This window comes from Kribbella soli (assembly GCF_004331345.1).
Classification (GTDB): Bacteria; Actinomycetota; Actinomycetes; order Propionibacteriales; family Kribbellaceae; genus Kribbella; species Kribbella soli.
Genome location: NZ_SJJZ01000003.1, coordinates 373078 through 392281 on the forward strand (window position 1 = coordinate 373078; position 19204 = coordinate 392281).

A 19204-nucleotide genomic window follows, 5' to 3' on the forward strand; every position below is an offset into this window, starting at 1 on the left:
TACTCGACCCACCAGAGCACGGCCAGAAACGCACGGTCACGATGGGGCCTCAGCTTGCGACGGCGTCGACGGCCTTCTGCAGGCCCTCGGCGGTGAGCTGGTCGGCCTCCAGTTGCTTGCCGTTGATGTAGACGGTCGGCGTACCGGTCACGCCCCGGTCGTCGGCCGCCTTGCCCACTGACTCCAGCCAGCTCGCGTACGTGTTGTCCTGCACCGCCTGCTGGAACTTCGCGTCGCCGACGCCGAGCTGCTTGCCGAGCTCCAGCAGCTGGTCGGTGGTCCAGGACTTCGAGAAGTCGCCGTACACCTCGTCGACGAAGCTCAGCGCCTTGCCGTTCGCGGCCGCCGCGGCGAACGCGTTCGCGAGCCGCGGTGAGGCGTCCGGGTTCACGAACTGCAGCGGCCAGTACGTGACCGTCGCCGTACCGTCCTGGACGAGCTTGTCGACGGTGGCGCCGCTCGCTTCCTCGAACTCCGCGCAGTGCGGGCAGCGGAAGTCGAGGTACAGGTCGATGTTCACCTTCGCGCCGGACTGGCCGACCGTGACGCCCTTGCCGGACGTGCCGGGACCGGTGACGACGGTGGGCTCCGGACGCTCGCTCATGCTCACCTCGACCTTCGAGTGGCCGCGGTAGTACTGCACGCCGACACCGGCACCGAGGGCCAGCACCAGGACGATCACCACGATGATGCCGGGGGTGATCCGGCGCTTGGGCTGCTGCAGCAGCGGATTCGCCGGGTAGTTGGTCTTGCTCACGACGCGGTGGCTCCTTGCGGTCCTGTGTCCGGTTCCGATACGACAGCGAACTTACTGGCGGGCTTCAACCACAGCCAGGCGGCCAGCCCCAGCAGCCCGAGATCCCGGAGGATCTCCTGCAGGTACTTCGTTTGTCCCGGGGCGACCTGACCGCCGCCGCCGAAGCAGCCGCAGTCGATCGACAGGCCCCGGGCCCAGGCGGACGACACCGCGGCGATGAAGACGATCATGAAAACACCCGCAGCCACCGCGGACGCGCGGACACCGAAGCCGATGAGCAACAGCAACCCGATCGCGATCTCCAGGAACGGCAGCCCCCAGCCGACCGGTTCCACCAGGGCCGACGGGAGCAGCTCGTACGCGCGGACCGCCTGCGCGGCGGTCTCCGGATCGGTCACCTTCAGCGCGCCGGCGACCAGCATCACGCCGCCGAGCACCAGCCGCGCCACCAGGGAGACCCAGGGAATCCACGGCTTCACCGGTTGTCCTCCACCAGCTTCCCGAAGTCGTGCGCCAGGTCGCCGATGGCGGCGTTCGACAACCAGAGCACGTTCGCCTTGTCGTTCTTCCCGAAGCCGATCACCTGCGCTCCGTGACCGACCTCGTACCCACCGGAAGGAAGCTTCTGCATCCCTTCGACCGGTACGCCGACGGCCTTCGCGATGTCCTTGATCGACGTCAGCGATCCGGTCAGCCCGACGAACGACGGGTCGAACCGGTCCAGGTACTTGCGGATCACCGGCCCGGTATCGCGCGCCGGGTCGGTGGTGATGAACAGCATCTGGATCTGGTCCTGCACCTGGTCGTCGAGCTTGGTGAGCGCGGACGCCACGTCGGCCATCACGGTCGGGCACACGTCCGGGCAGTTCGTGTACCCGAAGAACACCAGCGTGACCGGCTTCTTGGTGGAGGTGACCAGGTTGAACGGGTTCCCGGCGGTGTCGGTCAAGGTGGCCGCGGGCATCGAGTACGGCCGGTCGAGGGTGGCGCCGCGCAACCCGTTCGGGTCCTGGCTGCTGCGGATGATCGCACCGCCGGGGTTGTCCGGCTTCTCTTGCTTGCCACTGCAGCCCGCGAGGGCGAGCAGAGCCACCGCCGCCAGGAGCAGGACAGCGTTCCTCGATCGACTCACGGCGGTTCTAACGTTCGGCGGGCGCGCGGGGTTCCCGGCGGACGCCTTCGGCCAGGCCCTCTGTGAGCTTGCGAACACCCGCGGGGCCGCCGTCCTGGAGCGCCTTGACGAGGGCCGCGCCGACGATCGCCGCGTCCGCGAACGCCGCCACACCGGCCGCCTGGTCGCCGTTCGAGATGCCCAGGCCGACGCCGACCGGCAGGCCGGTCGCCGACTTCACCCGGGCGACCAGCGGCGCCGCGAGATCCGACGGCTTGTCCCGCGCACCGGTGACACCCATCACAGCGGTCGCGTAGACGAAGCCGCGGCAGTTGGCCGTGGTCATCGCGATCCGCTCGTCGGTCGACGACGGCGAGACCAGGAACACCTTGTCGAGTTCGTGCTTGTCGGCGGCCGCGATCCACTCCGCGCCCTCGTCCGGGATCAGGTCGGGCGTGATCAGCCCCGCTCCCCCGGCGGCGGCGAAGTCGGCCGCGAACCGGTCCACGCCGTACCGCTCGACCGGGTTCCAGTACGTCATCACGAGCACCGGTACATCGGAGTACGCCGCGACCTTCTCGACCGTGCTGAGCACGTCGCGGGTCCGCAGCCCACCGGCCAGCGCGACCTCGGTCGCCCGCTGGATCGTGACGCCGTCCATCACCGGGTCGCTGTACGGCAGGCCGAGCTCGATCACGTCGGCGCCGCCGTCGATCATCGCCTTGACGCCGTCCACCGCGCCGTCGTACGTCGGGAAGCCGGCCGGCAGGTACCCGATCAGGGCGCCGCGGCCCGCGTCGTTCGCCTTCCGGATCGCGACCCCGGCCTTGCCCAGGGCAACCACATCACTCACCGGTGGCCTCTTTCCCGCCGAGGCCGAACCAGGTGGCGGCCGTGTCCATGTCCTTGTCGCCGCGACCGGACAGGTTCACCAAAATGGTTGCCTCCGGCCCCAGTTCCTTCGCGATGTCGAGTGCGCCGGCGACCGCGTGCGCCGACTCGATCGCCGGGATGATGCCCTCGGTCTTCGACAGCAACCGGAACGCCTCCATCGCCTCGGCGTCGGTGATCGGCCGGTACGTCGCCCGCCCGGTGTCGGCCAGCCACGCGTGCTCGGGGCCGACACCCGGGTAGTCCAGGCCCGCGGAGATCGAGTGCGACTCGATCGTCTGCCCGTCCTCGTCCTGCAGCAGGAACGACCGCGCACCGTGCAGTACGCCGACCTGCCCGGCGGTGATCGTCGCCGCGTGCCGTCCGGTCTCGAACCCGTCGCCGCCCGGCTCGATGCCGTACAGCTTCACGTCGTCGCCGATGAACGCGGTGAACAGGCCGATCGCGTTCGACCCGCCGCCGACCGACGCGACCGCGGCGTCCGGCAGCTTGCCCAGCAGGGCGAGCGACTGCTCCCGCGCCTCGTCGCCGATGCCGCGCACGAAGTCGCGGACCATCGCCGGGAACGGGTGCGAACCGGCCGCCGTACCGAGGATGTAGTGCGTCTTGTCCACGCTGGCGACCCAGTCGCGCAGCGCCTCGTTGATCGCGTCCTTCAGCGTCCGGCTGCCGGTCTTCACCGAGATCACCTCGGCGCCGAGCAGCCGCATCCGGGCCACGTTCAGCGCCTGGCGCTCGGTGTCGACCTCGCCCATGTAGACCACGCACTCCAGGCCGAGGTACGCGCACGCGGTCGCGGTCGCGACGCCGTGCTGCCCGGCGCCGGTCTCCGCGATCACCCGCGGCTTGCCCATCCGCTTGGTCAGCAGCGCCTGGCCGATCGCGTTCCGGATCTTGTGCGCGCCGGTGTGGTTGAGGTCCTCGCGCTTCAGCAGGATCCGCGCACCGGCGATGTCCGACAGCCGGGTCGCGTCGTACAGCAGGCTCGGGGCGCCGATGTACTCGCGCAGCATCCGCTCGAACTCACCGGTGAACTCCGGGTCGGCCATGGCGTCCCGCCAGGCCTGGGTGAGTTCGTCGAGCGGCGCGATCAGCGCCTCCGGCATGAACCTGCCGCCGAAACGGCCGAAGTGCCCGAACTGGTCGGGCAGCACAGTACTCATCCGACAAAACCTTCCGACCCGGCCCGTACGGCGCGGGAGAGTTGCTGCCCCGTGCCGTTTGGACCGGCCGGGAAGGGCTAGTGCCGCTGCTGGATGGCGGGGTGCGATCCGGCGGCGACGAGATCGGCGACCGAAGCGCGAGGATCGCGGCCGGTCACCAGGGTTTCACCGACGAGGACGACATCGGCCCCGGCGCGCGCGAACTCGATTACATCATGCGGACCGCGGACCCCGGACTCGGCCACCCGCACGAGCTCGGTCGGGATCGTCGGCGCGACCCGGGCGAAGGTGTCCCGGTCGACCTCGAGGGTCTTCAGGTTCCGGTTGTTCACGCCGATGAGCTGGGCGCCGGCGTCCACCGCACGCCGGGTCTCCTCCTCGTCGTGCACCTCGACCAGCGGGCACAGGCCGATCGACTGGGCCCGCTCGATCAGCGAGACCAGCGCCTCCTGCTCGAGCGCGGCAACGATCAGCAGCACCATGTCGGCGCCGGCCGCGCGCGCCTCCCAGAGCTGGTACGACGAGACGATGAAGTCCTTGCGCAGCACGGGTACGTCGACCCGGCCGCGGACCGCACGCAGGTCGTCGAGGCTGCCGTTGAAGCGGCGCTCCTCGGTCAGCACCGAGATCGCCGCGGCGCCGCCCAGCTCGTACTCACCGGCCAGCGCGGCCGGGTCGGTGATCTCGGCCAGCTCGCCCTTGGACGGGCTGGAGCGCTTCACCTCGGCGATCACCGCGATCCCGTCGCCGCGGAACACCGGCATCGGGTCCTTGGCGTCGGGCTTGCGCTGGGCCTCGAGCTTCAGGTCGTCCAGGCCGACAAGCGCCTGGCGCTCCGCGAGGTCGGCCTTGACCCCGGCGAGAATGTCGTCAAGCACAGTCATGTCCGTCCGCCCTTCAGTGGTCGCCGTCGGTCGGGACCCCGAAGCCCAGCAGCTGCAGCACCTTGCCGGCCAGAGCCCCCAGCACCGCGATCCCGACGGAGATCCAGAACAGCACCCAGTTCGGTCCCAGCACCATGGCGATGGCGCCGACCGTGAACGCGACCAGCACGATCGCCACCGCGGTCCACGCCGCCGGGCTGTTGCCGTGCAGATCGTGCGGAGCTTCCTCGTCGATCCGACTAGCCCCTTGATCCGCCACCGTATTGTCCATAGTTGGCGCCACTCCTCCTCGTCGTCCCGTCCTATTGTGGCGGTAGCCCGCCGCGATCAGAGAGTCGGGTCCTCCCCGGCGTCGATCGCCTTCCACTGATCCGCCGGTGAGGCGGCCGGATCACGCTCGTAACGCTGGGTCGCGCTGCGCCAGCGATGCGCCGTCAGCACGGTGAGCAGACCGGCCGCGACGAGCGTGATTCCGCCGCCCAGGGCGAACCACGGCGCCGGGCCGCCGGTCTGGATGACCTGGTCGGCCAGTACGGCGCTGAGCACCGGCCGGATCCTGCTCAGCTCGGGGCCGTCGGGCCGCACCAGCAGCGCTACGGCGACCGCGATCGCGCCCAGCACGGCGACAAGCGCACCGAGCAGGCGGCGCAGCGCCGTACCGGCGAGTTTGGTGATCACCACCGCCACCAGCGCCGCGAGCGCCAGCGCGACCGGGGCCTTGGTGATCGAGTAGCCGTTGAAGACCTCGTCCACGCGACCGTTGCCGGGGTTGACCGACACCCAGGTCAGGTACGCCGAGAGGCCGAGCAGCACCAGCGCCACCAGTGCGAGCAGGTCGACCAGCCGCTGCGGTTTCACACGTCCCCCAGGACGTCGCTGAACGTTCCCGCGACCGCGATCGCGTTGAGTACGGCGGCCGCCTTCGTCCGGCACTCGGCGTCCTCCGCGGCCGGATCCGAGTCCGCGACGATCCCGGCCCCGGCCTGGACGTACGCCGTACCGCCGCGCAGCACCGCGGTGCGGATCGCGATTGCGGTATCGGCGTCGCCGGCGAAGTCGAGGTAGCCGACCACACCGCCGTACACCCCGCGCCGGGTGATCTCGAGCTTGTCGATGATCTCCATCGCCCGCGGTTTCGGTGCCCCCGACAACGTCCCCGCGGGGAATGCAGCGGTGAGCGCGTCGAAGGCGGTCATGCCGGCCTTGAGCTGCCCGGTGACCGTCGATTCCAGGTGCATCACGTGGCTGTAGCGGCGGACGTCCATGAAGTCGACGACCTCGACCGTGCCGGGGGCGCAGACCTTGCCGACGTCGTTGCGGCCGAGATCCACGAGCATCAGGTGCTCAGCGCGTTCCTTCACGTCCGCGCGCAGCTCCTCCTCGAGCGCGTGGTCCTCCTCCGGCGTCGCGCCGCGGCGGCGGGTGCCGGCGATCGGGTGCAGGATCACCTTGTTCTCGGTGACCTTGACCAAAGCCTCCGGGCTGGAGCCGACGATGTCGAAGCCGTCCAGGCGGACCAGGTACATGTACGGGCTGGGGTTCGAGCGCCGCAGCACCCGGTAGATGTCGAGCGCGGAGGCGCTGCTCTGCAGCTCGAACCGCTGCGAGACGACGATCTGGAACGCCTCGCCCGCGCGGATCTCTTCCTTCGCGTCCTCGACCGCTTGGCGGTACTCCGCGCTGGAGCGCTGCCGGTGCGGGTCCGGCTGGGCCTTCCGGTCCGCGTGCACGACGTACGACGGGGTGGGCCGGGCGAGGTCGCGCTCCATGGCGTCCAGGCGGCGTACGGCGTCTGCGTAGGCCTCGTCGACGCGCTCGTCGGAGTCGTCCCAGTTGACCGCGTTCGCGATCAGCCAGATCTCGCCGGTCTCGTGGTCCAGGGCGGCCAGGTCGGTGGCGAACAGGAACGTCAGCTCGGGCAGGCCGAGATCGTCGGTCGTCGTGTCCGGCAAGCGTTCCAGGCGGCGTACGGCGTCGTAGCCGAGGAAGCCGACCATGCCTCCGGTCAGCGGCGGCAGGTCCGGCAGCCGCGGCGTGTGCAGGATCTCGAGCGTCTCGCGGAGCGCCTTCAACGGGTCGCCGGTCTGCGGCAGGCCTACTGGCGGATTGCCGGTCCAGACGGCCTCGCCGTTGCGTTCGGTGAGGGTCGCGGACGAGCGGACCCCGATGAACGAGTACCTGGACCAGACACCGCCGTTCTCCGCCGACTCCAGCAGGAACGTGCCCTCGCGTTCGGCCGCGAGCTTGCCGTACACACCGATCGGCGTCTCCGCGTCGGCCAGCAGCCGCCGCGTCACCGGGATGACCCGGCGGTCCTTCGCGTACTCGCGGAACGTCTCGAGCGCCGGCGCCGTCACGCTGCCTTCACCTCGATCTCGCCGTGCTCGAAGCAGCTGTGCGTCCCGGTGTGACAGGCCGGGCCTTCTTGGTCGACGAGAACGAGCAGGGTGTCGGCGTCGCAGTCGACGAGGATCTGCTTCACGTGCTGACGGTGGCCGCTGGATTCGCCCTTCACCCAGTACTGCTGCCGACTGCGCGACCAGAACGTGCTCCGGCCGCTCTCCGCGGTACGGCGTACCGCCTCGGCGTTCATCCAGCCCACCATCAGGACCTCGCGCGTGTCGTACTGCTGCACCACTGCCGGGATCAGACCGGCCGCGTCGAAGGTCAACTCGTCGATAGTCACCCACCCATTGTCCCCGATCCGGGGTTGCCTTCTGACCACCGTCCCGAACTTGCGAAGATGACCCAATGAGTCGGATCGAGGCGTTGCTGCGGGAGCATCCGGTGATCGACGGGCACAACGACCTGCCGATCGCGTTCTACGAGCTGTGCGGGTACGACCTGGACGCGCACGACCTGGCGGGCCCGGTTCCGGAGCTCCACACGGACCTGCCGCGGCTGCGCGCGGGTCACGTGGGCGCGCAGTTCTGGTCCCTCTGGGTGCCGCAGGACGAGCACGCGGTACGGCGTACGTTCGAGCAGCTCGACTTCGTCCGGCGGCTCGTCGAGCGGTTCCCGTCGGATCTCCAACTGGCGGACACGGCCGACGACGTGGACGCGGCGATCAAGGCGGGCCGGGTCGCGTCGCTGATGGGGATGGAGGGCGGCCACTCGATCGGTGAGTCGCTCGGCGTCCTGCGGGTGATGCGGGCGCTCGGCGTGCGGTACATGACGCTGACCCACAACAACAACGTGTCCTGGGCGGACTCGGCCACCGACGAGCCGGTGCTCGGCGGGCTGAACGAGTTCGGCGAGGAGGTCGTCCGGGAGATGAACCGGATCGGCATGCTGGTCGACCTCTCACACGTCTCTGCGGACACCATGCGGCACGCGCTCCGGGTGACGAGCGCGCCGGTGATCTTCAGCCACTCGTCTGCGCGCGCGGTCTGCGACGTACCGCGGAACGCGCCGGACGACGTCCTCGAGACGCTGGCCGGCAACGACGGCGTCTGCATGGTGACGTTCGTGCCGTACTTCGTCTCGCAGGCGTACGTCGACTGGCTCGACGGCATGCACGCGCTGGCCAAGGAGCACGGCCTCGAGGGCAGCGAGCATCGCGAGAAGGTCGAGGCGATGTACGACGTACCGCGGCCGGAGATCACGCTCGCGGACGTGGTCGAGCATGTCGAGCACGTCCGCGAGGTGGCGGGCGTCGACCACATCGGTCTGGGCGGCGACTACGACGGCTGCCCGGAGTTCCCGGTGGAACTGCCGGACGTGGCGTCGTACCCGGTGCTGTTCAGCGCACTGGCCGACCGCGGCTGGAGCGACGAGGAGCTCGGCAAACTTGCCGGAGGCAACATCCTGCGCGTGCTCCGGGCCGCGGACGACGCAGCGACTGCCTAGGCCTCCCGGAACTGGGAGCGGATCTCGTCCTGCGGCTCGAGCCCCGCGGCCCGGTACGTCTCGACCGCGCCGACGTTCGTTACCGGGGTGACCGTGTAGACGCTGGAAGCGCCCATCTCCTGCAGCGCGCGAGCACAACCGAGGACCATCGCGGTGCCGTACCCGCGGCCGCGGTGCAGGCGGTGGACGCCCATCGGCTCGATGTAGCCGGGGCGTCCCTCGCCGGCCGACCATACGGTGGCGGCGGCAACGGATTCGCCGATGTCGTTGCGCAGCAAGAGATCGCGCGCGTCGGCGTACGGCAGGCCGTCGGCCATCGCGAACCAGCGGTCGTTGGTGAACGTCGACCCGTCGAACGACGCCCGCTGGACGCCGGTCCGCTCGTGGGCCTCCTCCGGGCCGACCACGTCGATCCGGACGCCCGGATCCGGCACCGGATCGGTCAGGTCGCGCCACACCGGGACCCACGGCACGTCCGCGTTCCAGCCGTCCTTGAACAGCAGGTCCTGGACGAGCGCTCCCATCGGCGTCTCGACGTACACCTTGCCCTCGATCAGCACACCCTGTGCGGGCACTGACACGTCCTCGACGATCCGCTGCGCCAGCTCCTCGTCACGCTGGAGCTCCGGCGCGATCGACATCCGCAACCAGTCCGGCTCGTCGAGCATCCCGATCGCGACGATCTCACCGCCCCGCCGCCAGATCCGCGTCGCCGCCGCCGTCCGCTCCACCCCGAACCGCCAGAACCACCCGAGATCCCCCGGATGCAACTGCGACGCCACCCCCTCCCGCTGCCACTCCCGCAGCACCCCGACAACATCCCCCAACTCCCCAACCCCCGCCGTACCCATCTCAATACCCATCCCCCGATCACACACCATTACCCACACCCACCGCACCCCACTTCCCGCCCACGCCCGTCGAACAGCGACTTTGTGCACCACCTCCGTACGTCGGGAGCCCGGAAATGCGGATCGGGTGCACAAAGTCGAGTTGTCCACAGGCGGCCGGGCGGCGACGGGCGGCGGGGCGGGGTTTTCGGGAGGATTGGGTGGGTGGAACGGCTTGGGGACGGGGTGCGGCGGCGGCTGGCCCGCCGGATGGGCAGGCCGCTGAGACATCTCGATCTGATGGAGTTGGGTCTGCAGAAGTACGACGTCGAGCGGCTTCTGCGCAACGGTCTGCTGCAGCACGCGCACGGCCGGTACGTCGACGGCAGCCTCGATCAACACCTCGCACGGGCTGCATGCGCACAGGCAGCACATCCGAAGTCGGTCATCAGCCACTTCACAGCAGCGGACCTCACCGGACTCCGGGTGTGGACGGATCGGGACCGACGGCCGGCCGCGAACCCGATCTGGCTCAGCTGCGAACCTGGTCGCCGCCGCAACCTGAAGCGCACCGACGTCGTACTGCACCGGGCCGGCCTGACCGCGCCAGACCTGCAACTGCACCAAGGGCTGTGGCTCACCTCGGACGCTCGGACCACAGTCGACATCGCGCGCGAGCTACCCCTCCGGGAGGCTGCGGTGACCGTCGATCACGCCTTGTCCAGATCGGTTTCGCTCGCCGAGCTCGAGGCTGTCCTGGAGCGTCAGCACCGCTGGCCCGGCATACGGAAGGCCCGGGAGGCAGTTGCCTTGGGCGATCCTCGCTCCGAGTCAGCCTTGGAGTCGTACGCGCGCCTGGTGTTCGCGGACGGCGGGCTCCCGGCTCCTGTACTTCAGGCGGAGTTCTGGGACGGGCATCGCTGGCTGTCGCTTCGCGTCGACTTCTGGTGGCCCGAGTTCCGCACCGTCGGGGAAGCAGACGGTCTGGAGAAGTTCGAGGCCGCGACGCCGAGCGAACGTCGCCGATTGCTCCGCCGGTCGTTCGAACGCGACCAGCAACTCTCTGATCGCGGTCTCGAGGTCGTTCATTTCGGCTGGGAGGACGCAGTTCTCCGTCCCGGCGATCTCGTCCACCGGTTCCGCGCCGCCTTCGACCGCGGCTCCCGCCGTACCGACCCTGCCCCCACCTGGCGCACCGCCGCACCCCACCCAACCCGCCCCGCCGCCGCCTAACCCACACCAAACACCAGGCACCGAACGCCCGCCGTCCTCCGCCCCGGCACTTTGTGCACGGTATCCGTGGTTTTCCTTGGCTGTCGTACGGACGTCGTGCACAAAGTCGAGCTTTCGCGGCCTCGGGCGGTGGTGGGGCGGTCTGGGTGGGTTTGAGGTTTTGGTGGTCGGGCACGGGGCGGGGGCTAGTGACAATCGACGGATGGAGTGGGCTGTGCTGACCCTGACTGAGAACGCGACGCTGGTGATCAAGAGCATCACCGGGGTCGAGGGCGCGCCGGAGGGGGCCGGGGTGCGGATCTCGCAGGAGAACCCGGCGGATCCGGCGCTCGCGGTGACCACGACCGAGGCACCGCAACCGGGTGACCAGGTCGTCGAGGAGGCGGGTGCCCGGGTCTTCCTCGAGCAGAACGCCGCGAACGCACTCGACGACAAGATCCTGGACGCGGCGGTCGATGACAAGGGCGGTGTCGAGTTCCTGCTGGTACCGCAGCCGGGCCCGAGCAACGGCGCGGCCCCGACTCCCTGAGCAACACGTCGGTACGTACCGACGAACGGGTAGTGGGTGACGTCCCCGCCCGCCGGCAGGTCACACTGAGCGTGACCACAAGTCCGGCGGGCGGGGACCTCCCGTTCTTCGGTACGCCGTTAGAGCGCGCTGCGCTGGGCGATCCAGCTGTCGTGGAGGCGGGTGTAGACGCCGCCTGCGCCGACGAGCTCGGCGTGTGGGCCGCGCTCCACGATCTCGCCCTCGTCGAACACCAGGACCTCGTCGGCCGCCTCCGCCGTCGACAATCGGTGCGCGATGGTGACCGACGTACGGCCGGACATCAGACGCTCCAGCGCCGCGTTCACCCGCACCTCGGTGCCGGGGTCGACCGCTGACGTCGCCTCGTCGAGCACGAGCAGGTCGGGGTCGGCGATGTTCGCGCGGACCAGGGCCACCAGCTGCCGCTCCCCCGCCGACAGCGACTCGCCGCGCTGACCGACCGGCGACTGCAGCCCGTCCGGCAACGACTCCAGCCAGTCCGTCAGCCCGAGCGACTCGAACGCCGTGACCAGCTCCGCGTCCGTCACCTCAGGCCGTCCGAACCGCACGTTCTCCGCCAGCGACGCGTCGAACAGGTACCCGTCCTGCGGCACCATCACGACCCGCTCCCGGAGCGATTCGAAGGAAATCTCGCGGGCGTCCACGCCGTCCAGCCGGACCGCCCCGGACGTCGGATCCATCAACCGGGTCAGCAACTTCGCGAACGTTGTCTTGCCGGATCCGGTCTCCCCGACCACCGCGACCCGCCGGTGCGGTTCGATCCGTACGTCGACGTCGCGCAGGACCAGTTCGCCTTCCGGATAAGCGAAAGCCACGTCGTCGAACTCGACCGTGACCGGCCCGCGCGCCTGCTTCACACCCTCCTCGCCCGGGTCCGCGACATCGGCCGGCGTCGCGATCACACCGAGCACCCGCCGCCAGCCGGCGAACGCACTCTGCGCGTCGGTCAGCACCTGCGTGGCGATCTGCACCGGGTCCGAGAACAGGGCCACCAGGAACATGAACGCGAGCAACTCCCCGAGCGTCGCCTGGTTGTCGATGCCGAGCAGCAGGCCGACCGTCAGTACGCCGGCGTTCGCGAGACCGGCGGCCAGACCACCGATCGAGAACGTCAGCCCGGTCAACGCCTGTGCCCTCGTCGCCGTATGCCGGTAGTCCTCGATCGACGCGTCGATCCGGTCCTGCGTGCGCTGCTCGATCGCGTACGAGCGGACCACCTGCGCGCCGACGACCGGCTCCGCGATCGCGGACAGCATCTCGCCGACCTTGGCCCGCACCACGCCGTACGCCGCCGACATCGCGCGCTGCAGGTACTTCAGGCTGGCGAACAACGGGATGAAGCAGCACAGCACAACGAGCGCGAGCTGCCACGAGTAGAAGAACATCACGACCGTCGCGAGCAGCATCTGCCCGAGGCTGACCAGGAAGATGAACCCGCCGAACTGCAGGAACTGCGACACCGTGTCCACGTCCGACGTGACCCGGCTGACCAGCGCCCCGCGGCGCTCGGTGCTCTGGGTCAGCACCGGCAGGTCGTGCACGTGCCGGAACGCCTTGATCCGCATCGTCGCCAGCCCGTTCTCCGAGTTGACCGCGAGCCGCACGGTCGTCAGGTACGACGCTCCGGCGGTGAGGATCACGCCCAGCGCGCAGATCAGGCACATCCACGCGACGTACGACATGTTCGGACCGCCCGGGCCGGACAGGCCCTTGTCGATCGTCTGCTGCACGGCGATCGGTACGACGATCCGCCCGGCCGTCATCGTCAGCGCGAGGAGCCCGGTCACCCACCACCCACGCGCGAGCTCGGGCGAGACCTTCAGACCGTCCTTGAGGGTCTGAAGCCCACCCGCGTTGTCGCCGTGGTCAAGCCGCGAAGCTTCCGCCGCACTCACGCTGAAACCCCTTCTTCATCAAGCTGCGTATCCTCTTGGGCCTCTTCCAGGCGGCGCTCGGCGTCCTTCTCGTACGCGTCGACCAGGTCCCGGTAGGCCGGCGTCGAAGCCTGCAGCTCGGTGTGCGTGCCGTGCGCCTGGATCCGGCCGTCGTGGAGGAACAGGACCTCGTCGGCGAGCGAGATCGTCGCCTTCCGGTACGCGATCACCAGCACGGTCGTCGCCGCACCGGAGTCCTCCTGGACGGCGGATCGCAGCCCGGCCAGGATCCGCGCCTCGACCTGCGGGTCCACCGCGCTCGTCGCGTCGTCCAGGATCAGCAACCGCGGCCGCCGTACCAGGGCCCGCGCCAGCGCGATCCGCTGCCGCTGCCCGCCGGACAGCGTCGTACCGCGCTCGCCGACCTTGGTGTCCAGCCCGTCGTGCAACGCCTTCACGAAGCCGTCGCCCTGCGCGATCCGCAGCGCGTCCCACACGTCGTCGTCGCTGTAGTCCCCGCCGAGCGTGATGTTGCCGCGGATCGTGTCGTCGAACAGGAACGCGGTCTGCGCCACCAGTGCGACCGACCCGGCCAGCTCGTCGCGGGCCAGGTCCCGCAGGTCGATCCCGTCGATCTTCACCACACCCTGTTCCGGGTCGACGAGCCGGGTCAGCAAGGTCGTCATCGTCGACTTCCCGGCGCCTGTCGGCCCGACGACCGCGACGGTCCGGCCGGGCTCGACCATGAAGTCCACCCCGGCGAGTACGTCGCGCTCGGGCAGGTACCCGAACCGGACGCCGGCGACCTGCAGCCGGGCCGCCTTCGTCGACGTCAACCGCGCTTCGCCGTACTCCGTCCCGCCTTCGGCCGTCAGCACCCGCTGCACGCGGTCCCACCCGACGACCGACCGCGGAAGCTCACCGAGCACCCAGCCGAGCGCCCGGATCGGGAAACCGATCAGCGTGAACAGGAACGCCACCTGGACCACGTCACCCGCGTCCGCGCCGCCGGACTGCACCCGCCCGACGCCGACCAGCAGCACCGCGAGAACGCCGAGCCGAGGCAGGCCGTCGATGACCGGGTCGAACATGCCGCGGGCCTTGTTCACCGCGATGTTCGCGTCCCGGAGCGCGTACGTCGGCGCGCGGAACCGCTCCGTCTCGGCCGCCTCCCGGCCCAGCGTCTTCACCACCAGCGCGCCGTCGAACGACTCGTGCGCGACCTCGGAGACGTCCGCGCGGAGCTGCTGCGCCCGGGTCGCGAGCGGCTGCAGGTAGCGCTGGAAGATCACGTTCGCGACGAACACCAGCGGGAACACCAGGCACCCCACCAGCGCCAGCCAGACGTCGGCCGCGAACATCGCGATGGTCGCGAACACCAGCATCGCGATCACGCCGATCGCCATCGGCAGCGGCGCGATCACGAACCAGGTCGACTCCACGTCGGCGTTGGCGTTCGACAGCAACATGCCGGTCGAGTGCTGGTGGTGCCACTCCAGCGGGAGCTTCAGGTACTGCCGGGTGACCCGGCGGCGGTACGTCGCCTGCAGGCGGAACTGCATCACACCGGCCCCGAGTCGCCGTCCGACGACACCGATCGCGTTCAGGATCGCGATCCCCATGAACAGCGAGATCAGCACCGCGATCGTGCCGCCGGTGGTGTCACCGCGCTCGAACGACGGGCGGATCAGATGATCGGTGGTCCAGCCGAGGGCCCAGCCGCCGGCCACGGTCATCGCGCCGTACAGCATGGCGGCGAGCACGGACAGCGCGAAGATGCCCGGCTCCTCCCAGATCGCGACCCGCAGCACCCCGAAACCTCTCCGGGTGACGCCGCCCTTGTCTGGGACTTTCGGGACAGGCAAGACACACTCCAGGACAGTCAGGTGCATACAGGGGACACAGGCATGACAACGATTGACATTCTGCCATTCCCTCCCGACAACTACGATCGACTTGTGACCGACTACAGCCGGGTAGAACGACTCGCTCTGTGTGACCTGTTCGAGGAAGTCGGCCCCGCCGCTCCGACGCTGTGTGACGGCTGGGACGCCTACGACCTCGCAGTCCACCTGTACGTCCGGGAGGCGGACCCGATGGCAGGCCCCGGGATCATGATCCCGGCGCTCGCGGACACCACCGAGAGACGAATGCAGCGGGCCAAGGAGCGCTACAGCTTCGCGGAGGTCGTCGGCAAGGTACGCAACGGTCCGCCGCCGGTCTCGATCTACGCCCTGCCGAAGCTCGGTCACCAGCTCAACACGACGGAGTACTTCGTCCACCACGAGGACGTCCGCCGCGCGCAGGCGTCGTACGACGTCCGCGACCTTCCCGCCGAGCAGCAGGACGCCCTGTGGAAGGCGGTCCGGCTGGCGGCGAAGACGATGCTGCGGAAGGCGCCGAGCGGCCTGGTGCTCAAGCGACCCGACGGTACGACGTCCGTCGCGAAGCGGCCGAACGAGCACGGTTCGGTCACCGTGACGGGTGAGCCGGGTGAGCTGGTGCTGTTCTGCTTCGGGCGGCAGCAGGTCGCCGATGTACAGCTGGACGGCGATGCGGAGTCGGTCGAGCGGCTCCGCAACGCGTCATTCGGGGTCTGACCGCTTGCGTCGCGCGCGCTGGACCAGGCTGCTGACCACAGTCGTAAGGATGACCAGCACGATCGCGGCGACCACGCCCTGCCAGGGCTCGTCGAAGAGCGCGTAGCCGAGCAGTCCGATCGCCATGTAGACCGCCGCCCACAGCGACGAGGCGAACAGGTCGACGAGCGCGAATCGCTCCCACTTGTAGCCGGCGAGTCCGGCCGCGAGCAGCACCGGGACCCGGCCGCCCGGGATCAGCCGGGACGTGAGCAGCACGCTGATCTCGTGGTCGGCCAACCGCTCCCGGAGCGCGTCCAGCGACGCGTTGTCGCGCAACCACCCGATCCGCTTCGCCAGCCGTTCGCCACCGAACCGGCATCCGGCGTACACGATCAGGTCCCCGATGTACGCCCCGGCCGCGCCGGCGATCAGTACTCCGACCAGCCCGATCGGATTGCTGTGCGACGCCAGTACGGCGCCCGCCGACACCGCGGCGCCGGTCGGCAGTACGGGCAGCACCGCCCCGATCAGGACTGCACCGGCCAACGCGAACAAGTACCAGAGATCGAACTTGGTGTCGCCGGTCACGCAGGCACCTCGATCGATTCGCCTGGCACCAGAACCTCCACCTTCACCGCGGGGTCCGCCTCGGTCATCGCGGCCTTGAACCTGTCCCCCGGTGGCAGGAACAGCTCCGGTTTGATCCAGTCGAGGCCGATCGGCCAGAACGTCCCGAAATGTACCGGCACCGCCGTCGACGCGCCGACCCGCCTAACCGCTTCGGCGGCACGCAGAGGGTCCAGATGCCCGGGCCCGAGCGACGGTCCCCACCCGCCGACGGGCACCAGCGCGAGATCGATCGCACCGGTCTCGGCCGCGAGGTCGTCGTACAGATCGGTGTCACCCGCGAACCAGACACTCGGCGAGCCGTCGACCCGGTACCCGAGCGGCTGGGCGGCGTACGACGACCACGGCAGCCGCCGCTCGTCGTGGTGGGCCGTGACGGCGGTGATCTCGAGCGACCCGATCCGCACTTGATTGCCGGGAGCAACCTCGATGCAGCGGTCCGAGTAGGCCGGCCCGCTGTCGGCGTGGATGAGCTTGGCCGCACCGCGCGGCACGATCAGCGCGGCGTCCGGCGAGATGAACGGCAGCGACGTGAGGTGCAGGTGGTCAGCGTGCAGATGCGAGATGAGGACCGCATCGCACTGCCCCGCCTCCGCCGGCGGCGTCGGGCCGCGGCGGCGGCGCAGGTGCGCGATCCGCGACGTCAGCACCGGGTCGGTCAGGAGCCGCGTGCCGTCTGCCTCGATCGTGGTGGTGGCGTGCCCCCACCATGTCACTCGCATGTGACTCGCACGCTTCAGGCCTCCACCTTCGACTCGACCGGAAGGTCCTTGCGCTGCCCCAGCTTCTCCAGCCAGTCGATCAGCACTTCATGGACCGCGTCGGAGCCTACGGGAGGCTCGTTCAGCACCCAGCGGCTCGGGTGCACCAGGACCGCCTCGGTCTGCCAGCCGCCGATGCCGCCGTGGCATCCGACCAGCTCCTCGAACGCCGCCACCTCGTGGGTGTAGTCGTCCAGCCGGCTGACCACGACCAGGTCCCCGTTGTGCGGCATCTCCGCCTGCCGGAGCAACGACGGCGCCGCGAGTTCGCCGTACGCCGTCAGCGGGTCCTCCCCCTCCACCCGGCCGGAACGCAGTACCCGGACCCCGGACCGCCCGATCGCGACCGGTCCCTCGGCGAGCGAGTCGACCACGACGAACCCGATCCCGGGATGGGTCGCGAGGCCCGGGATCAGCTTCGGGTGCAGCAGCTCGATCTCCTCCAGCGGCACCCGGCCGGGCGTCGTCGCGAGGTAGATCAGCGCCAGGTTGCCGGACGCGGTCACGACCATCTGCTCGTCCGCGGCGACCGGCGGCTCGCAGTCCTTCGGTCCGAGCTCCACCTCGCCCCTGCGGGCCTTGCCGTGCAGTGCCTTCCGGGTGACCGTCCCGGCCACGCTGCGGCGCATGCTCAGCTCGGTGAGGAACGCGTTCACCGGGCCCCAGCCCTCGGACCTGCCGACCGCCGCGACCGGCTCCTTGGTGGTGTCGACGAGCTCGTCGACCACCTCGGCGAGCGTCCGCCCGTAGCGTTGCAGGAACGTCGCGCCCTGACTCTGGCCGTGGTCCGACAGCACGACGATCTCGTACGAATGCGGGAGGATCTCGATGATCCGCTGCAACGCGCCGAGCACCCGGTCGAGACCTTCGAGCGTCTGCAGCGACTCGGCGCGGGTCGGGCCGGCGTGGTGCGCGACCTCGTCGTAGTCGACGAAGTCGCAGTAGATGACCGGGGTGCCCTTGACCAGCTCGTCGGTGATCAGCGAGACGTTCAGGTCGCGGAGCAGGACGTTGCTGATCGCCCGCAGGAAGATGTAGGACCCACCGCGCTTGACCCGCGGAACCAGGTGCCGGACCCGCTGCCGCCTGGCCTGGTGCAACTCCTTCACCATCTCGGCAACACACAGCACCAGACCGCGGGTGGCGCCCTGCGGACTGGAGAAGAACCGGACGTAGCCGCGGCTCCGGCTGTTCGGCAGGGCGGCCCGGCTGAACACCAGCTCGCACTTGTCCGCGTCACCGGACCAGTTGTTGCTGATGCTGACGCCGCCGTCGGCGAGCAGGCCGCGGCCGGTGGACATCCGGGCCTCGATCTCCGCCGCGTCCCGGCCGCGGTTGGTGACCATCACCCGGCCGGTCTCCTTCTCGTACCACCGGAACGCCGGGATGTGCCGGGAGCCGCCGTGCAGGATCCCGGCCTGGCTGGCCGGGGTGGTGGCCGGTACGCCGGTGTGCCAGGCGAGCATCGAGTGCTTGCCGTCCCGGATCCAGCCGCCGAGGTTCGGCAGGTTGCCGGCCAGGACCATCCAGTTCAGCAGCGGCGCGGACAGGCCGTCGATCTGGATGATCAGCATCCCGGTCTTCGGCGCGGGCTGGATCCGCCGGGCGCGGCGGTGCACGACCCGCATCACCTCCGCGACGTACGCGTCGTCACTGCCCGCGTACGCGACCCAGCCGACGAAGGCGCTCACCGACGACATCCAGATCGACACCAGCAGCGGTGCCTCCACCCCACCGTGCAGATTCACCCCGGGATCGACCGTGATGGCGAGGTAGACGACTCCGAACTGTGACAGCAGCCCGCCGATCAGCACCCCGAGCGAGCCGATCAGCACCGCGACGCCGGACAGCACCCAGCGCACCAGCACCGAGAACACCGCCAGCAGGACGACCAGCCGGAGGATCGGGAGGCGGCCGTCACTGCTGATCTGGGGCAGCGTCCAGAACGTGATCACCAGCGAGATCAGTGAGGCGAGGCCGCCGTACAGCATCGCCTGCAGGCCGCGTCCGGTGCGGCGCAGGTCCAGCCACACCGGACGTCCACGCCGGTTCTCGGACACCTGTTCTGGTGGTTTTGCCATCGCCTGCTTCT

The 19204-nt window shown here is 69.8% G+C and carries 20 protein-coding genes; 4 read left to right on the plus strand and 16 right to left on the minus strand.

Translation table 11 applies throughout. The features are described 5' to 3' along the window. Positions 1-49: 49 nt before the first annotated feature. From E0H45_RS24720 to hisI, 10 genes are all read right to left on the minus strand, one after another. Positions 50-757, minus strand: coding sequence for a DsbA family protein (locus tag E0H45_RS24720; protein ID WP_131341472.1), 708 nt, complete (start codon positions 755-757; stop codon positions 50-52). Beyond that, the gene (locus tag E0H45_RS24725; RefSeq protein WP_131341475.1) at positions 754-1236 is read right to left on the minus strand and encodes a DoxX family protein; all 483 of its coding nucleotides are present in this window, start codon (positions 1234-1236) and stop codon (positions 754-756) included. The genes E0H45_RS24720 and E0H45_RS24725 overlap by 4 nt, the downstream gene beginning before the upstream one ends. Further along, positions 1233-1889, minus strand: coding sequence for an SCO family protein (locus tag E0H45_RS24730; RefSeq protein ID WP_131341478.1), 657 nt, complete (start codon positions 1887-1889; stop codon positions 1233-1235). The genes E0H45_RS24725 and E0H45_RS24730 overlap by 4 nt, the downstream gene beginning before the upstream one ends. Positions 1890-1896: 7 nt before the next feature. After that, on the minus strand, positions 1897-2721 hold the full coding sequence (gene trpA / locus E0H45_RS24735) for a tryptophan synthase subunit alpha (RefSeq protein WP_202872505.1): 825 nt from the start codon (positions 2719-2721) through the stop codon (positions 1897-1899). Further along, positions 2714-3922, minus strand: a complete 1209-nt coding sequence (gene trpB / locus E0H45_RS24740; RefSeq protein WP_131341481.1) for a tryptophan synthase subunit beta — start codon at positions 3920-3922, stop codon at positions 2714-2716. Before trpB ends, trpA begins: the two co-directional genes overlap by 8 nt. Positions 3923-3999: 77 nt before the next feature. Further along, entirely contained in the window at positions 4000-4806 is an 807-nt protein-coding gene (trpC, locus tag E0H45_RS24745) for an indole-3-glycerol phosphate synthase TrpC (RefSeq protein ID WP_131341484.1), read from the minus strand. 13 nt (positions 4807-4819) lie between these two features. After that, entirely contained in the window at positions 4820-5077 is a 258-nt protein-coding gene (locus tag E0H45_RS24750; protein ID WP_202872506.1) for an HGxxPAAW family protein, read from the minus strand. Positions 5078-5133: 56 nt separating this feature from the next. Then, positions 5134-5664, minus strand: coding sequence for a Trp biosynthesis-associated membrane protein (locus E0H45_RS24755; RefSeq protein WP_131341488.1), 531 nt, complete (start codon positions 5662-5664; stop codon positions 5134-5136). Then, complete coding sequence (locus tag E0H45_RS24760; protein WP_131341491.1) at positions 5661-7163, minus strand: anthranilate synthase component I; 1503 nt, start codon at positions 7161-7163, stop codon at positions 5661-5663. Before E0H45_RS24760 ends, E0H45_RS24755 begins: the two co-directional genes overlap by 4 nt. After that, positions 7160-7492, minus strand: a complete 333-nt coding sequence (hisI, locus tag E0H45_RS24765) for a phosphoribosyl-AMP cyclohydrolase (RefSeq protein ID WP_131341495.1) — start codon at positions 7490-7492, stop codon at positions 7160-7162. The genes E0H45_RS24760 and hisI overlap by 4 nt, the downstream gene beginning before the upstream one ends. Before the next feature lie 65 nt (positions 7493-7557). Here hisI and E0H45_RS24770 point away from each other — a divergent pair, with 65 nt between their 5' ends. Then, a complete protein-coding gene (locus E0H45_RS24770; RefSeq protein WP_131341498.1) occupies positions 7558-8655 on the plus strand; it encodes a dipeptidase in 1098 nt (365 codons plus the stop codon). On the opposite strand, the gene E0H45_RS24775 is transcribed toward E0H45_RS24770, so the two are convergent. After that, a complete protein-coding gene (locus tag E0H45_RS24775; RefSeq protein WP_165546586.1) occupies positions 8652-9518 on the minus strand; it encodes a GNAT family N-acetyltransferase in 867 nt (288 codons plus the stop codon). The genes E0H45_RS24770 and E0H45_RS24775 overlap by 4 nt on opposite strands. A gap of 192 nt (positions 9519-9710) precedes the next feature. Here E0H45_RS24775 and E0H45_RS24780 point away from each other — a divergent pair, with 192 nt between their 5' ends. Together E0H45_RS24780 and E0H45_RS24785 are read left to right on the plus strand one after the other, a co-directional pair. After that, entirely contained in the window at positions 9711-10718 is a 1008-nt protein-coding gene (locus tag E0H45_RS24780; RefSeq protein ID WP_131341504.1) for a hypothetical protein, read from the plus strand. 214 nt (positions 10719-10932) lie between these two features. Further along, entirely contained in the window at positions 10933-11247 is a 315-nt protein-coding gene (locus E0H45_RS24785) for a Fe-S cluster assembly protein HesB (protein WP_131341507.1), read from the plus strand. A 119-nt stretch (positions 11248-11366) separates the two neighbouring features. Here the strand turns inward: E0H45_RS24785 and E0H45_RS24790 are convergent, their stop codons facing one another. Together E0H45_RS24790 and E0H45_RS24795 are read right to left on the minus strand one after the other, a co-directional pair. Then, positions 11367-13163 (minus strand): ABC transporter ATP-binding protein, encoded by a 1797-nt coding sequence (locus E0H45_RS24790; RefSeq protein ID WP_131341510.1) that lies wholly within the window; start codon positions 13161-13163, stop codon positions 11367-11369. Further along, entirely contained in the window at positions 13160-15007 is a 1848-nt protein-coding gene (locus E0H45_RS24795) for an ABC transporter ATP-binding protein (protein ID WP_131341513.1), read from the minus strand. The genes E0H45_RS24790 and E0H45_RS24795 overlap by 4 nt, the downstream gene beginning before the upstream one ends. A 93-nt stretch (positions 15008-15100) precedes the next feature. On the opposite strand from E0H45_RS24795, the gene E0H45_RS24800 reads away from it, so the two are divergent. Then, positions 15101-15742: a TIGR03085 family metal-binding protein gene (locus tag E0H45_RS24800; RefSeq protein WP_131341516.1), complete on the plus strand. Its 642-nt coding sequence runs from the start codon at positions 15101-15103 to the stop codon at positions 15740-15742. Here E0H45_RS24800 and E0H45_RS24805 read toward each other — a convergent pair. Genes E0H45_RS24805 through E0H45_RS24815 form a run of 3 tightly spaced genes read right to left on the minus strand, consistent with a single transcriptional unit; the run spans position 15728 to position 19193 of the window. Further along, a complete protein-coding gene (locus tag E0H45_RS24805) occupies positions 15728-16312 on the minus strand; it encodes a DedA family protein (protein ID WP_131341519.1) in 585 nt (194 codons plus the stop codon). The two genes, E0H45_RS24800 and E0H45_RS24805, sit on opposite strands and share 15 nt — an antisense overlap. Next, complete coding sequence (locus E0H45_RS24810) at positions 16309-17073, minus strand: MBL fold metallo-hydrolase (RefSeq protein ID WP_131341522.1); 765 nt, start codon at positions 17071-17073, stop codon at positions 16309-16311. The genes E0H45_RS24805 and E0H45_RS24810 overlap by 4 nt, the downstream gene beginning before the upstream one ends. Positions 17074-17087: 14 nt before the next feature. After that, positions 17088-19193, minus strand: coding sequence for a phage holin family protein (locus E0H45_RS24815; RefSeq protein ID WP_131341525.1), 2106 nt, complete (start codon positions 19191-19193; stop codon positions 17088-17090). Positions 19194-19204 lie beyond the last annotated feature (11 nt).

Bases quoted from the DNA above. Each gene is read 5' to 3' on its own strand.
- trpB (WP_131341481.1), bottom strand. From the start codon at position 3,922: ATGAGTACTGTGCTGCCCGACCAGTTCGGGCACTTCGGCCGTTTCGGC.
- trpC (WP_131341484.1), bottom strand. From the start codon at position 4,806: ATGACTGTGCTTGACGACATTCTCGCCGGGGTCAAGGCCGACCTCGCG.
- E0H45_RS24750 (WP_202872506.1), bottom strand. From the start codon at position 5,077: ATGGACAATACGGTGGCGGATCAAGGGGCTAGTCGGATCGACGAGGAA.
- E0H45_RS24770 (WP_131341498.1), top strand. From the start codon at position 7,558: ATGAGTCGGATCGAGGCGTTGCTGCGGGAGCATCCGGTGATCGACGGG.
- E0H45_RS24775 (WP_165546586.1), bottom strand. From the start codon at position 9,518: ATGGGTATTGAGATGGGTACGGCGGGGGTTGGGGAGTTGGGGGATGTT.
- E0H45_RS24810 (WP_131341522.1), bottom strand. From the start codon at position 17,073: ATGCGAGTGACATGGTGGGGGCACGCCACCACCACGATCGAGGCAGAC.
- E0H45_RS24815 (WP_131341525.1), bottom strand. From the start codon at position 19,193: ATGGCAAAACCACCAGAACAGGTGTCCGAGAACCGGCGTGGACGTCCG.